Source organism: Klebsiella sp. CN_Kp066, assembly GCF_040065135.1.
Lineage (GTDB): Bacteria > Pseudomonadota > Gammaproteobacteria > Enterobacterales > Enterobacteriaceae > Klebsiella > Klebsiella oxytoca.
This window is the reverse complement of sequence record NZ_JBEAIU010000041.1, coordinates 1-14662: the sequence shown is the minus strand read 5'-3', so window position 1 is coordinate 14662 and position 14662 is coordinate 1. Positions and strand designations below refer to the sequence as shown.

Sequence of the window (14662 nt, the reverse complement as noted above, 5' to 3'; positions counted from 1 at the left end):
AGCAACCTGCATGTCTAAATCAGTACAGAGCAACAGTGCGGTGCTGGTGCACTTCACCTTAAAGCTCGACGATGGCTCCACCGCAGAGTCAACCCGCAACAACGGTAAACCGGCGCTCTTTCGTCTGGGCGATACTTCCCTGTCTGAAGGTCTGGAACAGCATCTGCTGGGGCTAAAAGAGGGGGATAAAACCACCTTTTCGCTGGAGCCGGACGCCGCGTTTGGCGTACCGAGCCCGGACCTGATCCAATATTTCTCGCGTCGGGAATTTATCGATGCGGGCGAGCCGGAAGTCGGCGCGATTATGCTCTTTACCGCAATGGATGGCAGCGAAATGCCCGGCGTGATCCGTGAAGTAAACGGCGATTCGATTACCGTTGATTTCAACCATCCGCTGGCCGGGCGTACCGTTCATTTTGATGTTGAAGTGCTGGAGATCGATCCGGCGCTGGAGGGGTAACATGCAGATTCTGTTGGCTAACCCGCGCGGCTTCTGCGCAGGCGTTGACCGCGCTATCAGCATTGTTGAAAACGCGCTGACGCTATATGGCGCGCCGATCTACGTGCGTCATGAAGTCGTGCACAACCGCTATGTTGTCGATAGCCTGCGTCAACGCGGCGCTATTTTTATCGAGCAGATTAGCGAAGTGCCGGACGGCGCGATCCTGATTTTCTCCGCCCACGGCGTCTCTCAGGCCGTACGCAACGAGGCGAAAAGCCGCGATCTGACGGTTTTTGACGCTACCTGCCCGCTGGTGACCAAAGTCCATATGGAAGTTGCTCGCGCCAGCCGTCGGGGGGAAGAGTCGATCCTGATTGGTCACGCCGGTCACCCGGAAGTTGAAGGCACCATGGGCCAGTACAGTAACCCGCAGGGGGGGATGTACCTGGTGGAATCGCCGAATGACGTCTGGAAGCTGGATGTGAAAAACGACGCTAAGCTGTCGTTTATGACTCAGACGACGCTCTCCGTTGATGATACCTCCGACGTGATTGACGCCCTGCGCGAGCGCTTCCCGAAAATCGTCGGGCCGCGCAAAGATGATATCTGCTATGCGACGACAAACCGGCAAGAGGCCGTCCGCGCGCTGGCCGGGCAGGCTGACGTAGTGCTGGTGGTGGGGTCGAAGAACTCCTCGAACTCTAACCGTCTGGCCGAACTGGCCCAGCGGATGGGGAAAGCTGCCTATCTGATCGATGATGCGACCGATATCCAGGAAGCCTGGGTGAAAGACGCAACCTGCGTCGGCGTAACCGCAGGCGCATCGGCGCCGGATATTCTGGTACAGAACGTGATTTCGCGTTTGCAGGAGCTGGGCGGCGGCGAAGCGGTGCCGCTGGAAGGCCGTGAAGAGAACATTGTTTTCGAAGTGCCGAAAGAGCTGCGCGTAGACGTCCGTGAAGTAGAGTAAGTTCTTTTTCCCCGCAGTATGAGAAGATGCCAGGCTTAACGTCTGGCATTTTTTATGGAGAAACTATGCGCTTACCTATCATTCTGGATACCGATCCCGGCATTGATGACGCCGCAGCGATTGCCGCGGCGCTGTTCGCTCCCGAACTGGACCTACAGCTGATGACCACGGTAGCGGGGAACGTATCCGTGGAGAAAACCACCCGCAACGCCCTGCAGCTTTTGCATTTCTGGAACGCCGATGTTCCGTTGGCTCAGGGCGCTTCCATGCCGCTGGTCCGCCCGCTGCGCGACGCCGCCTCCGTACACGGCGAGTCCGGGATGGAAGGCTACGATTTCGTGGAACATAACCGTCAGCCGCTGGCAAAACCGGCATTTCAGGCGATCCGCGATGCGCTGATGCACGCTCCGGAGCCGATGACCCTGGTGGCGATTGGCCCGCTAACCAATATCGCGCTTCTGCTGACCCAGTATCCCGAATGCCGCTTTAATATCCGTCGACTGGTTATCATGGGCGGTTCCGCCGGGCGCGGTAACTTTACGCCGAATGCGGAGTTCAATATCGCCATCGACCCGGAAGCGGCGGCGAAAGTTTTCCAGAGCGGGCTGGAGATTGTGATGTGCGGGCTGGATGTCACCAACGAGGCGATGCTGGCTCCGGACTACCTTGCTACGCTACCGACGCTGAATCAGACCGGGAAGATGCTGCATGCGCTATTTAGCCACTACCGGAGCGGGAGCATGAGCAGCGGCCTGCGTATGCATGACCTGTGCGCGATTGCCTGGCTGGTTCGTCCGCAGCTCTTCACCCTCAAGCCCTGTTTTGTGACGGTAGAAACCCAGGGAACCTGGACCTCGGGAACGACGGTGGTCGATATCGAAGGCAAACTGGGCCAACCGGCAAACGTGCAGGTGGCGCTGGGTCTGGATGTAGAAGGTTTTCAGCGCTGGGCAGCGGAGGTGATTGCTTTAGCGCCCTAATCTGGCGATGAAGCGGCCGGCATGGCTTTCAGGTTTTCTGCGTTGAATCCACGACGTTGCGCCAGAGCGTGCCCGCTTCATCCGTCCACATCATCAGTAGCAGGGAAGCTAAGCGCTCTGCCGCTGCGGAAAGAGGCCTGTTTTTTACGCGAATCATACCCAGCGTGCGTCTGATGACCGGCTCCACAAGCGGGACGCTCACCACGGCGCTCTCTCCGTGGGGCATTGCCAGACAAGGGAGTGCGGAGACTCCGAGGCCTGCTTCGACAAGGCCGAGCGAGGTCGACAAATGTCTGACTTCATAAAACCAGCTCAGCTGCCAGGGTTTATCCGCCAGGCATTTCTCGATCAACTGTCTATTGCCGCTTGATTTCCTGACGCCGATTAACGTCTGGCTAACAAGCTCCCGCCATTCGACCAGTTTCCTGGTTGCCAGAGGATGATCTTGCCGGCAGGCCAGAACAAAAGGCTCGTTCACCAGGGGAATGAAATCGATATCCGGATGTGTGATGAAGTTCATGTTTATACCAAAATCAACATCGCCTTTTCGTACCGAGTCCATACAGGTTTCAATACCTTGTTCATAAATTCGTACTTTGATGTTGGGGTAACTTTGATTAAATTGCACGATAGCGCGCGGTAAAAAATAAAATACGGCAGTAGGAATGCAGGATAGCGTAACCGTATCATGCAATTGAGACGTTAAATCGTTAAGGTCAAATATTGCCGCATCAAGGCCGGAGATCAAAGATTTAGCTCTTGGGAGAAGCATTTTTCCGGCTTGCGTCAGCGCAATCTTTCGCGTCGTTCGTTCGAACAGCGCAATATCCAGATTACTCTCTATTTTTTTTATCTTCTTAGTTAATGCCGGTTGCGTAAGATTTAATTGTTCGGCGGCTTTACTAAAAGAGCCTAGCTCTGCAACTGTGACAAAGGCTTTCATCCCGGATAGTTCATTTTTCATTATTGCTCCGTAGGGCCTAATAAGTGTTTCTCTAAGTAGATGACAAGTGATTATTAATCGGTAATGGCACTTTTATTAATTCCTGGCAGGAATAACTCTTATGGCGAAATTTTATCAACCGGTAAAAATCTTGCAAGTAGAATGAATTTGTAAAATGCCTGACGTGAATGATGTAGCAGGTGAATTAAGTAAATAAAAAACTTAAACAGCATAAAGCAAATTAAATTCACAAGGCATTTCGTTTAATTCTTCTATGTTTTATCGGGTGAGGAACTTGCTATGAAGAGCATTCCCTGTGTATTAATGCGTGGTGGAACATCCAAAGGCGCCTTTTTATTAGCGGATGATTTACCAAAGGATATTAACCAACGTAATGACTTCCTGTTATCCATCATGGGATCGGGCCATGAGCTGGAAATTGACGGAATTGGCGGTGGAAGCCCACAAACCAGCAAAGTGGCCATTATTAGTCGATCTGTTAGTGAAAAAGCGGACATTGATTATCTGTTTGTTCAGGTTATCGTCAACGAACGGCGGGTCGATACCACGCCGAACTGCGGAAATATGCTGTGTGCTGTAGGGGGATTCGCAATAGAACAGGGGTTAATTAAAGCGGATTCTCCGGTCACGAGAGTGCGCATAAGGAATGTGAACACCAATACTTTTATTGAGGCTGACATTCAAACGCCTGAGGGAAAGGTTATCTACGACGGCGATACGCAGATAGACGGCGTTCCCGGCCGTGCCGCACCGGTTGCATTAACCTTTTTGAATTCTGCGGGTGCAAAATCCGGCCAGCTTTTCCCTACCGGGAATCGGCTGGACGTATTTGATAATGCGCAAGTCACCTGTATTGACATGGCAATGCCGATGGTCGTGATTCCAGCTCAGAGCCTGGGAAAAACCGGTTATGAATCTGCCTGCGAATTAGACCGGGACACAGCGCTTTTAGAATCGCTGGAGTCTATTCGGCGACAAGCGGGAAAGGCGATGGGATTTGGCGATGTGACAAATATGGTTATCCCGAAACCGGTTCTGATTTCTCCTGCGCTTAGCGGCGGAAATTTAAATGTTCGATATTTTATGCCCCACAGTTGCCATAAATCGTTGGCGATTACCGGCGCTATCGGCCTGGCGAGTGCATGTATTATTCCGGGAACGATTGCTAATGAACTGACGAAATTGTCTGGTGATGGCATCGTTAAAATCGAGCACCCCAGCGGGAGTATTGCGGTCGACTTAAGTAATACGACCGAAGCCCCTGAAGCGATCCGCGCCTCTGTTATTCGCACGGCACGGAAGATTCTTTCCGGCTCGGTTTATATTGCCGACTAAATACCGAGTCCCCTCCTTAACGAAAAATTACCGTGGATTGAGGCGGGGAGCTATGTGAATGCGTTCCACAAGCATCCTTAAATATTGAGTACAGCTAAGGAATGGAAATGCAAAAGAATAAGTTATGGAAGCTGCTGGTTATAATAGCAATACCGTTACTCATGAGTTTATTCCCGGCGCCGCAAGGATTATCAACACTTGCCTGGGTTTTATCAGGCATTTATCTGGCAGCCATTGTGGGGTTAGTCATTAAACCCTTTTCAGAGCCTGTGGTACTGCTGATTGCCGTCGCCGCATCAATGGTGGTCACCGGCAATCTGGGTGATGGTTCGGTAAAAGCCGCCAGCGTATTAAGCGGATATTCATCCGGCACCACCTGGTTAGTTTTCTCCGCATTTACTCTGAGTGCAGCTTTTGTTATTACCGGGCTAGGTAAAAGAATTGCTTATTTTCTTATCGGAAAAATTGGTAGTACAACGTTGGGCCTTGGCTATGTAACCGCCTTCCTTGACCTGATCCTGGCCCCCGCAACGCCATCGAATACAGCACGTGCTGGGGGGATTGTTTTACCGATCATTAATAGCGTCGCAGTCGCCCTTGGCTCGGAGCCGGAGCACAGCGCAAAGCGAGTTGGTCACTATCTTATGTTGAACATCTATATGGTGACGAAAACAACCAGCTATATGTTCTTTACCGCAATGGCCGGCAATATTCTTGCGCTGAAGATGATTGAAGATATCTGCCACATCAAATTAAGCTGGGGTGGCTGGGCGCTGGCCGCAGGATTACCTGGTATCATTATGCTGCTGCTGACGCCGCTGATTACCTACAAGCTTTATCCGCCGGAATTAAAGCGGGTTGATAATAAAAAGATCGCCAAAACGGGCATCGAAGCTTTGGGACCCATGACCCTGCGTGAAAAGATGCTCTCTTGCCTCTTTGTTCTGGCACTGGGCGGTTGGGTGTTCAGCAGCGCCCTGGGGGTTAATGAGTCAACCGTTGCTATCTGCGTCATGGCCTTGATGTTAGTGCTGAAAATCGTAACCTGGGATGATGTGATAAAAAATAAAGGCGGCTGGAATACGCTCATTTGGTACGGTGGGATTATTGGCTTAAGCTCGTTATTATCAAAAGTTGGCTTTTTCGTGTGGCTGGCTGATTTATTAAAAAATAATATTTCATTTGATGGTCACGGTAATATAGCCTTTATTGTTATTGTCGCCTTGAGCATACTGGTTCGTTATTTCTTCGCCTCGGGAAGCGCTTATATCGTCGCTATGGTTCCGGTCTTTGCCATGCTGGCGAATGTATCTGGTGCACCGATAACCCTCACCGCACTCGCGCTATTATTCAGCAATTCTTATGGCGGAATGGTCACTCACTATGGTGGCGCGGCGGGACCAGTTATTTTTGGTGTGGGTTATAACGATATCAAATCCTGGTGGATTATAGGTGGAATACTGGCGGTACTGACATTCCTCTTGCACATCACCCTCGGGGTATGGTGGTGGGAAATACTCATATCATCCGGGATGATTTAAGTCGTTACTGAGAAAGAATGCCGTGAATATCTGGGCATCGGTTGATGCCCAGGACAATTGTAGATGATGCCATTGCCATGTGGTTATTATCTTACCTGGAGTTTAATGATTTAAGTATGAAAAAACTCACATGATCGCAAATATTATTATATGACCTTTAACAAGGTGAGGTGCAATATATTTATGTCTCCAGTTACGATTACGTTGTCGCTATTGGTTTTTTCGATCGTCATGTTCGTTTGGGAAAAAATACCATTAGCTGTAACTGCCATGATAGTTTGTATTACTCTGGTTGTCACCGGGGTCTTCGATGTCAAAACTGCTTTTGCAGGTTTTATTAATCAGAATGTTATTTTATTTGTGGCTATGTTTGTGGTAGGCGGGGCTTTATTCGAAACCGGCGTAACCGATAAAATTGGCGGTATCGTGACACGCTATGCGCGTACAGAAAAACAGCTGATAGTCATTATTATGTTAGTGTGTGGGACCCTTTCTGGATTTTTATCGAATACCGGAACGGCTGCAGTGTTAATACCTGTTGTGATCGGCGCAGCGATAAAATCAGGTTATGCCCAGTCACGTCTGCTTATGCCCCTGGCCTTTGCCTCTGCGTTGGGGGGAAATTTGTCGCTTATCGGTTCCCCAGGAAATCTGATTGCACAGTCGGCGCTGGAGCAGGTTGGCCAACGTTTTGGTTTTTTTGAATATGCTAAGCTGGGTATTCCGATGCTGGCTTGCGGTATTCTCTATTTTGTCACGATAGGCTACCGACTATTACCGCAAAAAAGTACGCTACACCAGCAACGCACTGAAAGTATGCGCAAGATAGCGTGCCCGAAATACAAGCAGGTGATTGCGCTGTCGGTACTAATCGCAACCGTATCCGGCATGATTTTCGAAGAACAGATTGGATTGCCGATTGCTATTGTTGGCTCAATTGGCGCTTTAACGCTGATTGTCACCAGGGTGATTACTGAAAAACAGGCATACCAGGCCATCGATTCACAGACCATTTTCCTGTTCGGCGGAACGCTGGCACTAGCAAAAGCGCTGGAAACCACCGGCGCTGGTGCGATCATGGCGCGTGCAATGATTGAACAACTGGGTAATCACGCTTCCCCCTTCTTACTTTTAAGCGCGGTATTGCTCATCTCCTGTGTGTTAACAAACTTCATGTCCAATACGGCAACCGCCGCTTTATTAATGCCGATTGGTCTATCTATTGCGCATTCGATGGGGGCCGATCCCCGGGCGGTATTAATGGCTATAGTTATTGGCTGCTCGTGTGCGTATGCAACCCCTGTGGGTACGCCCGCCAATATGATGATTTTTTCTGCGGGCGGCTATAAGTTTATTGATTACGTTAAAACCGGATTGCCGCTTATTGTTATATCGGTAATCGTCAGCTTTATTTTATTGCCTGTGTTTTTTCCATTTTATTAGCCGATAACGGTAGTGATTAAAAAGCGTTGCTATTCTGTCAGACCTTGTTTTTTATATAAGGATATATGTCATGATAAAACTGTATGGCCATGGAGTATGTATATCACACCAGCATGGTATTATCCCTGTTGGTCATCCTTCCTTCCCGGTGGACAAGCAGGAGGCGCGTAAAGGCACGATTTCGTGGTCGATCCTCTCCGCCCATAATACTTCAGGCGATCACCGCAAGTTAAAAATAAAATTTGATTGTATGGCCTCACACGATATTACATTTGTGGGGATAATCCAAACCGCTAAAGCGTCTGGAATGCAGCGTTTTCCACTGCCTTACGTATTAACTAATTGTCATAATTCGCTATGTGCCGTCGGCGGTACCATTAATAGTGATGATCATATATTCGGTTTATCTTCGGCCAGAAAGTACGGCGGGATTTATGTTCCGCCGCATATTTCCGTTATTCATCAATATATGCGCGAGATGATGGCCGGCGGTGGCAAGATGGTGCTGGGCTCGGACAGCCATACCCGCTATGGCGCTTTAGGGACGATGGCCGTCGGCGAGGGGGGCGGCGAGTTAGTTAAGCAACTGCTGGGAGGGACCTGGGATATTGATTATCCCGAGGTTGTTGCGGTGTATTTGACAGGTAAACCCAGCCCTGGCGTGGGGCCTCAGGATATTGCCCTGGCGATAATTGGCGCGGTGTTCCGGCGCGGTTATGTGAAAAACAAGATAATGGAGTTTGTGGGACCGGGGGTGGCGACAATGTCTACCGATTTCCGCAACAGTGTTGATGTCATGACGACGGAGACCACCTGCTTATCGTCTATCTGGCAAACCGATGAAGAGACTCGAAGCTACTTGCGCGTTCATGGCAGGGAGCAAGACTATTGTTCGCTCTCAGCATCCGATATGGCTTATTACGATGGTTGTATAGAAGTCAATTTAAGCGCTATCAAACCGATGATCGCCTTACCTTTTCATCCCGCCAACGTCTATGAAATTGATACGCTGAAGGAGAACTTGCCGGATATTTTGCATGATGTCGAAATGGAATCCGAAAAAATTTCGCTTGGGCGCGCAAAACTCTCCCTGCTGGATAAAGTCGAAAAGGGTAAGCTCCGGATCCAGCAAGGAATTATTGCCGGTTGTGCTGGCGGAAATTACGTCAACGTAGTTGAAGCGGCAAATGCCTTAAAGTATCACTCCTGCGGCGACAACGTTTTCTCTCTCTCGATATATCCCTCATCCCAGCCGGTGCTGATGGATCTGACCAAAAAAGGGATAACGACCGATTTATTAAGCGCTGGCGCGATTATGCGTACCGCATTTTGTGGGCCCTGCTTTGGCGCAGGCGACACGCCTATGCATAATGGATTGAGCATTCGCCATACAACGCGCAATTTCCCAAACCGGGAAGGTTCAAAACCCGGAAATGGGCAAATGTCGGCTGTCGCGTTGATGGATGCCCGCTCAATTGCGGCGACGGCTGCCAACGGTGGTATTCTGACCTCGGCGTCAGAGCTCGATTGCTGGGAGAACATACCGCAATATGAATTTGACGCTTCACCTTATAAAAACCGTGTCTATCAAGGCTTTATTAAAGGCGCATCCCAGCAATCGCTGATTTATGGACCCAATATAAAAGACTGGCCGGAAATGAGTGAGTTAACGGAAAATATTCTCTTAAACGTTACCTCTAAAATCATGGATCCGGTGACGACTACTGACGAGCTTATCCCATCGGGAGAAACCTCATCATTTCGCTCTAACCCCTCAGGACTGGCGGAGTTTACCCTCTCACGGCGCGATCCGGGCTATGTTGGCCGCAGTAAGGAGATTGCCGCTCTGGAACAATTGCGCGTCGCGGGGGACAATCCTTGCAGGCTGCATCCTGAACTTGAGGACATCTTTACCCAAATCCGCCAGCTGCCGGGACAGGAGAGCGTCACCCTGCAGCAGACGGAAATAGGTAGTATGGTTTATGCGATAAAACCGGGCGATGGTTCAGCACGAGAACAAGCGGCCAGCTGCCAGCGCGTGCTGGGGGGGCTGGCAAATATTGCGCAGGAATACGCCACGAAACGTTATCGTTCGAATGTGATTAACTGGGGAATGCTGCCGCTGCAAATGAAAGCCTTACCCGAATTTGAAGTGGGGGATTTTATCTTTATTCCGGGCATAAAATCCGCCTTAGACAGCGAGCTGGGTCATATTACCGCGTTTGTCATTAGCCGCGAGCGCCCCATAAAAGAGATCGCGCTTTACATGGAGGGCCTGACCTCATCAGAGCGGGAGATTATTAAGGCAGGAAGCCTGATTAATTATAATAAATCACGCTTAACTTCCCACCATCAGTAAACGATAGTCCTCATTAAGGTAATAAACGGGGGTGATATAGCATCCCCGTTTTTATTCATAACGGCTTTTCCGGGGTTTTCGATCGTTGCGCTATGGCTGTGCTGCCTGCAGTCGGCTTCATCTTCTCGCTAAGATAATCAATCATTGCCCGCATTCTGGCGGGCATGTGCTTATTGCCCGACCACAGTAGCCAGAGCTGGCCGGAATAGCGGCTGATAAACTCCCATTCCGGTAAAACCTGCACAATCTCGCCGTTCGCCAGCGCCTCACGGGCGGTAAACAACGGCAGGCTACCGATACCCAGATTTTGCTTGACGGCATCAAGGCGTACGGCGGTGTGGTTTGCCGCGTAACGACCGTGGGTCTGGATAGTCTCCGTTTTGCCGTCGCGGCGAAACTTCCAGCGCGAATCGGCGGGCGTTTCCCCAAGGCTGATACAGCTATGTTCGCGCAGATCCTGCGGCGTTCGCGGTCTGCCATATTGCGCCAGGTAGCCGGGCGTCGCACAGACGATATGGCTGACGGACAGCAAAGGCTTACCGTGCAGCCCCGGCGAGGGCGTATGGGTGATGCGCAGCGCCAGATCGATACCGTCATCGATAAAATCGAGAACCCGATCCTCAAGGCGCAGACAGACGTCGATCTTCGGGTAGCGGCTAAAAAACTCCAGCATCAGCGGATGAATGACAAACCGTCCCACGGCTTTCGGCACGCTTAGCGTGAGCTTACCCTGCGGCACCGCCTGGGCGCTGCCGGCGGAATCCATGGCCAGACGCGCCGAGTCCAGCATCTCCAGCGCATGTTCATACACCGTTTTCCCGGCATCGCTAAGGCGCAGTTTGCGCGTGGTGCGATGCAGCAGCTTGCAGCCCATTTCCTGCTCCAGCCGCGAGACGCTGCGGCTAATGGCGGAAGGCGTCGCGCCTGTCTGGCGCGCGACGGCGGAAAAGCTGCCCTGATCGACAATCTGCACGAACAGGGCGAGATCGGGCAGTAAGTTCAGATTCATTTGTGCTTCCAGAGCAAAATTGCATTGATGATCGGCGGGATTATCGCTGTCGTTAATATCAATATACTGTCCTGACTGAGAGGAGGACAACCATGACTGAACGACTTTATTACACCAGCGATGCCACTGAATGCCCTGCGCGAGTCGTCAACTGCCTGGGCGAAGCCGATGGCCGCTATGCCATTGAGCTGGACCGCACGCTGTTTCATCCGCAGGGCGGAGGACAGCCGGCGGATCGCGGCTGGATTGGCGAGCTTGCGGTCGAGAGCGTTGCCGCGCGCGGCGAGAGCATCGTGCATATTGTTGCGCAGCCGCTACCCTCCGGCGAGGTGGCGATCCGGGTGGACGCGGACGCGAGACGGCTGCACGCTCGGCTACATTCCGCCGGGCACCTGATTGGCCAGGCCGGAGAGCGCTTTGGCTGGCGGCCGATTAAGGCGCATCACTGGCCGGGAGAAGGGCGCATCACCTTTGCCGCCGGGACGAACGCGTCACTGCCCGAAGCCAGCGCGCTGCTGGCGCAGATCGAAGGATGGCAGGCGGAGGATTTACCGCGTCGGATCTCTTTTGCCGAAGGTCTGCGCAAGGTCGGGTTCGGCGATATGCCGAGCTATCCCTGCGGCGGCACGCACGTGGCCAGCCTGTCAGAACTGGGAGAGGTCGTCATTACCCAGGTGAAGATGAAAAAAGGCCAGATGATTGTTAGCTACGCTATAGCGTAAACGAATAAAAGGAGATGCATGCTAAACAAAGCATCTCCGCGATCCTTAAACGTGCTCACTATTTTTGCCGTGATAAATCCGCTCCGGTCTGCCGACTTTACCGTAGCTTATTTCGGCCTCAAGAAAATCGTTTTTGACCCCTTGCTCCAGGTAGCGGCGGGCAGTGGTTTTGCTGCTGCCGAGGATACGCGCAAGGGAGTCTGCGGTATGGACGATCCCCGGGTCGGTGAAGAGCTGTAATACGCGGTTAAAGGTGCTTTCATCGATTCCGCGCAGGGCGGTGCCGGCGGCTTCCGCGTGCTCTTTGGCCTGGATATTGAAAAGGGCGTCAACGTGGGTCTGGCTCGCCTGCTCGCTCGAGCGCAGGGAGCTGCGATAGCGGGCAAAACGCTCAAGCGTATGCTGCAATCGCTGATAGTGAACCGGCTTAATCAGATAATCGAAAACGCCCATCCGCAGGGCTTCGCTGATGGTATCCATATGGTTGTCGGCGGTGATGAAAATGATACGTCCTTTATAATTGATATTGACGGCGTGACGGATCAAATCGAGGCCTTTGCCATCGGGCAAAAAGTTATCCAACAGAATCAGCTGGGGCTGATAGAGACGAAGCATTTTTTTTGCGCTTTCCAGCTTATCCGCAATGCCAATGACTTCGAACTGGGGAAATTGCTTGATGGTATCCACCAGAATTTCCGCCAGCATAGGTTCGTCTTCAACGATGAGAGTTGTGATGCTATCCATGGTGTTCATCTCGGGTCAGGGGGATATAAAGAGTAAAAATAGTGCCAAAAGGGATGTTGTCGTCGACGACGATATTGCCGCCCGCCTGCTCGACGTAGCTGCGTACCAGCCATAGCCCGATACCGTGATCGCCGCTGTCGCTGCTGGTGACGCCGCGCTCGAAAATACGATCGCGCAGCGATTCATCAATTCCGCAGCCCTGGTCGGCGATCTCGACGATCGCTTCGCCGCCCTCGCTGTTGATCAGGCACTCGATCTGCTTCGATCCTGCCGGCTGCCGTAAGGCGGCATTGTAGGCATTGTCCAGCAGGTTACCGACGATCGAGATCCACTCATTATGCGAAAGCGATGAGGGGAGGGTTTCCACGTGACAGGCGGGATCGAAGACCAGCTCTAATCCGAGCTCTTTGGCGCGGTAATATTTGCCGATCAGCAGCCCGGCAAGATGGTTCACTTTAAAATTACGGGCGATAAAATCGAGAACTTTCTGGTGGCTTTCAGACTGCTGCTGAATGAGATCCAGCGCGTTATCGTAGCGTTTCAAAAACAGTAGCCCGGCAATGGTGGAGATCAAATTGCGGTGCTCGTGCTGCACGGCGCGAAGGTTATCCGCATACTGCTGGACCTGGCTGAGCTGCAGGCTCAGGGTGTTGATATCGTCTTTACTACGAAAGCTAATGACCCATCCCTGGGGCTCGCTATTGAGCGTGACGGCCATGCGGCTGGCGATCACTTTGATCTGATTAAAGGTGACAATTTCGTCTTTTTTATTTGTCTGCGGCGCGTCATAAAAGAACGTCTCCTGAGAGATCACGCTGCTGATGCTTTTGCCAATCAGGATAGTTTCCGGCTGGCTGAGGTTTAATAATCTCCTTGCGGTTTGGTTGATGGCGGTAATTCGGTAGTGAGAGTCAATGGCTATCAGTCCCTCGAAGACCGATTCAAATAAGACGCTTTGCTGGATAAGCAGCTGTGATAGCTGCTGCGGCTCCATATTCAGCATCTGTTTTTTGATATGCAGCGAGAAGCGTCGGGCGCAGTAGAGCAGCAGGAGCAGCATGATCGCCATCGGGATCATCAGCGATCCGATTTGCAGACTCAGCCAGTTCTCTAACTGTTCGATGGTGTAGCCCACCGAGACGATGCCGATCACTTTCCCGGTGCTGTCCTGGATCGGCGACTTACCGCGCAATGAAGAGCCGAGCGATCCTTTACGCACCGACACGTAGCTTTTAGCGTTATACAGCGCTTCGTCGCTGTCTCCGCCTTCCATATATTTGCCGATCTCATCCGGATTCACGTGATACAGACGCTGGCCTTTTGCATCACCGACGGTGATGTAGGTGGCATCGGAAAACGATCGCATGGGGTCGATAAGCGCTTTAATTCGCGCCAGATCGTGCTTTTCGACCGCCTCTACCAGCTCAGGCATGGCGGAGATCTGCATCGCCTGGATCAGCGCGCGCTGGCCGACCTGATAATGCAGACGCTCTTCCGTGATGCTGGTGAGATACCATGACATCGCCAGCATCACTATTGTCGAGGTAAACAGGATCAACAGGAAGATGCGGTTCTGGAACGAACGTCGGGCAAACCAGTGCGTGATTTTTCGGCTAAACATTGGGCGAATTGACATCAAAAGGCCATTTTCTCTTTTTTAGCGACCGACGGCGCGGAATCGGCCCACAGTTTTATGGATTTCAGAACACATCCAGATGGAATACGACGTTTTACGTATCCCCGGGTCGCGGCTGACGCCTTACCCGGGCTACGGGTTTACAGCCGTCTGCGATCCTGTAGCCCGGACAAGGCGCGTTAAGCGCCGCCTCCGGGAGAATCCCCGGGTCGCGGCTGACGCCTTACCCGGGCTACGGGTTTACAGCCGTCTGCGATCCGGTAGCCCGGATAAGCCGTTTACGGCGCAATCCGGGGAAAGGTAACGATTCACATCGCCAGCACGTACTTGAGCATCACCCCGGCGGCAATCGCCGAGCCAATCACCCCCGCCACGTTCGGGCCCATCGCGTGCATCAGCAGGAAGTTCTGCGCGTCCGACTCCAGCCCCACCTTATTCGACACCCTTGCCGCCATCGGCACTGCCGACACCCCGGCGGAGCCAATCAGCGGGTTGATTTTGTGCCGGCTGCACAGGT

13 protein-coding genes are annotated in these 14662 nt (G+C 52.0%); 8 read left to right on the top strand and 5 right to left on the bottom strand.

Annotation, left to right across the window (positions count from 1 at the left end):
- The first annotated feature begins 10 nt into the window (after nt 1–10).
- From fkpB to rihC, 3 genes are all read left to right on the top strand, one after another.
- Nucleotides 11–460 (top strand): FKBP-type peptidyl-prolyl cis-trans isomerase, encoded by a 450-nt coding sequence (gene fkpB / locus ABLV75_RS16720; RefSeq protein ID WP_004098486.1) that lies wholly within the window; start codon nt 11–13, stop codon nt 458–460.
- Between the two features lies 1 nt (nt 461).
- A complete protein-coding gene (gene ispH / locus ABLV75_RS16715) occupies nt 462–1412 on the top strand; it encodes a 4-hydroxy-3-methylbut-2-enyl diphosphate reductase (RefSeq protein ID WP_004108315.1) in 951 nt (316 codons plus the stop codon).
- A gap of 65 nt (nt 1413–1477) precedes the next feature.
- A complete protein-coding gene (gene rihC / locus ABLV75_RS16710; RefSeq protein WP_004108313.1) occupies nt 1478–2392 on the top strand; it encodes a ribonucleoside hydrolase RihC in 915 nt (304 codons plus the stop codon).
- A gap of 28 nt (nt 2393–2420) precedes the next feature.
- On the opposite strand, the gene ABLV75_RS16705 is transcribed toward rihC, so the two are convergent.
- Nucleotides 2421–3356 (bottom strand): LysR family transcriptional regulator, encoded by a 936-nt coding sequence (locus ABLV75_RS16705; protein WP_004108311.1) that lies wholly within the window; start codon nt 3354–3356, stop codon nt 2421–2423.
- 279 nt (nt 3357–3635) lie between these two features.
- On the opposite strand from ABLV75_RS16705, the gene ABLV75_RS16700 reads away from it, so the two are divergent.
- From ABLV75_RS16700 to ABLV75_RS16685, 4 genes are all read left to right on the top strand, one after another.
- A complete protein-coding gene (locus tag ABLV75_RS16700) occupies nt 3636–4691 on the top strand; it encodes a 4-oxalomesaconate tautomerase (protein WP_004108309.1) in 1056 nt (351 codons plus the stop codon).
- Between the two features lie 107 nt (nt 4692–4798).
- Nucleotides 4799–6232 (top strand): anion permease, encoded by a 1434-nt coding sequence (locus ABLV75_RS16695; RefSeq protein WP_004108306.1) that lies wholly within the window; start codon nt 4799–4801, stop codon nt 6230–6232.
- A 183-nt stretch (nt 6233–6415) separates the two neighbouring features.
- Nucleotides 6416–7675 (top strand): SLC13 family permease, encoded by a 1260-nt coding sequence (locus ABLV75_RS16690; protein ID WP_004108304.1) that lies wholly within the window; start codon nt 6416–6418, stop codon nt 7673–7675.
- Between the two features lie 70 nt (nt 7676–7745).
- Nucleotides 7746–10034 (top strand): hydratase, encoded by a 2289-nt coding sequence (locus ABLV75_RS16685; protein WP_004108301.1) that lies wholly within the window; start codon nt 7746–7748, stop codon nt 10032–10034.
- Nucleotides 10035–10089: 55 nt separating this feature from the next.
- Here ABLV75_RS16685 and ABLV75_RS16680 read toward each other — a convergent pair whose 3' ends face one another.
- Complete coding sequence (locus tag ABLV75_RS16680) at nt 10090–11043, bottom strand: LysR family transcriptional regulator (RefSeq protein WP_004108299.1); 954 nt, start codon at nt 11041–11043, stop codon at nt 10090–10092.
- 92 nt (nt 11044–11135) lie between these two features.
- Here ABLV75_RS16680 and ABLV75_RS16675 point away from each other — a divergent pair, with 92 nt between their 5' ends.
- Nucleotides 11136–11765 (top strand): hypothetical protein, encoded by a 630-nt coding sequence (locus ABLV75_RS16675; RefSeq protein WP_004108297.1) that lies wholly within the window; start codon nt 11136–11138, stop codon nt 11763–11765.
- A gap of 45 nt (nt 11766–11810) precedes the next feature.
- On the opposite strand, the gene ABLV75_RS16670 is transcribed toward ABLV75_RS16675, so the two are convergent.
- From ABLV75_RS16670 to ABLV75_RS16660, 3 genes are all read right to left on the bottom strand, one after another.
- Nucleotides 11811–12509: a response regulator gene (locus tag ABLV75_RS16670; RefSeq protein ID WP_004108295.1), complete on the bottom strand. Its 699-nt coding sequence runs from the start codon at nt 12507–12509 to the stop codon at nt 11811–11813.
- Nucleotides 12502–14130, bottom strand: coding sequence for a sensor histidine kinase (locus ABLV75_RS16665; protein WP_004108293.1), 1629 nt, complete (start codon nt 14128–14130; stop codon nt 12502–12504). The genes ABLV75_RS16670 and ABLV75_RS16665 overlap by 8 nt, the downstream gene beginning before the upstream one ends.
- A 323-nt stretch (nt 14131–14453) precedes the next feature.
- The coding region (locus ABLV75_RS16660) for a sodium ion-translocating decarboxylase subunit beta (RefSeq protein WP_348855039.1) at nt 14454–14662 on the bottom strand (209 nt) is incomplete at its 5' end.

Excerpts from the sequence above, each read along its gene's own strand:
- fkpB (WP_004098486.1), top strand. The coding sequence starts at position 11 with ATGTCTAAATCAGTACAGAGCAACAGTGCGGTGCTGGTGCACTTCACC.
- ispH (WP_004108315.1), top strand. The coding sequence starts at position 462 with ATGCAGATTCTGTTGGCTAACCCGCGCGGCTTCTGCGCAGGCGTTGAC.
- rihC (WP_004108313.1), top strand. The coding sequence starts at position 1,478 with ATGCGCTTACCTATCATTCTGGATACCGATCCCGGCATTGATGACGCC.
- ABLV75_RS16705 (WP_004108311.1), bottom strand. The coding sequence starts at position 3,356 with ATGAAAAATGAACTATCCGGGATGAAAGCCTTTGTCACAGTTGCAGAG.
- ABLV75_RS16700 (WP_004108309.1), top strand. The coding sequence starts at position 3,636 with ATGAAGAGCATTCCCTGTGTATTAATGCGTGGTGGAACATCCAAAGGC.
- ABLV75_RS16695 (WP_004108306.1), top strand. The coding sequence starts at position 4,799 with ATGCAAAAGAATAAGTTATGGAAGCTGCTGGTTATAATAGCAATACCG.
- ABLV75_RS16690 (WP_004108304.1), top strand. The coding sequence starts at position 6,416 with ATGTCTCCAGTTACGATTACGTTGTCGCTATTGGTTTTTTCGATCGTC.
- ABLV75_RS16685 (WP_004108301.1), top strand. The coding sequence starts at position 7,746 with ATGATAAAACTGTATGGCCATGGAGTATGTATATCACACCAGCATGGT.
- ABLV75_RS16680 (WP_004108299.1), bottom strand. The coding sequence starts at position 11,043 with ATGAATCTGAACTTACTGCCCGATCTCGCCCTGTTCGTGCAGATTGTC.
- ABLV75_RS16675 (WP_004108297.1), top strand. The coding sequence starts at position 11,136 with ATGACTGAACGACTTTATTACACCAGCGATGCCACTGAATGCCCTGCG.
- ABLV75_RS16670 (WP_004108295.1), bottom strand. The coding sequence starts at position 12,509 with ATGGATAGCATCACAACTCTCATCGTTGAAGACGAACCTATGCTGGCG.
- ABLV75_RS16665 (WP_004108293.1), bottom strand. The coding sequence starts at position 14,130 with ATGTTTAGCCGAAAAATCACGCACTGGTTTGCCCGACGTTCGTTCCAG.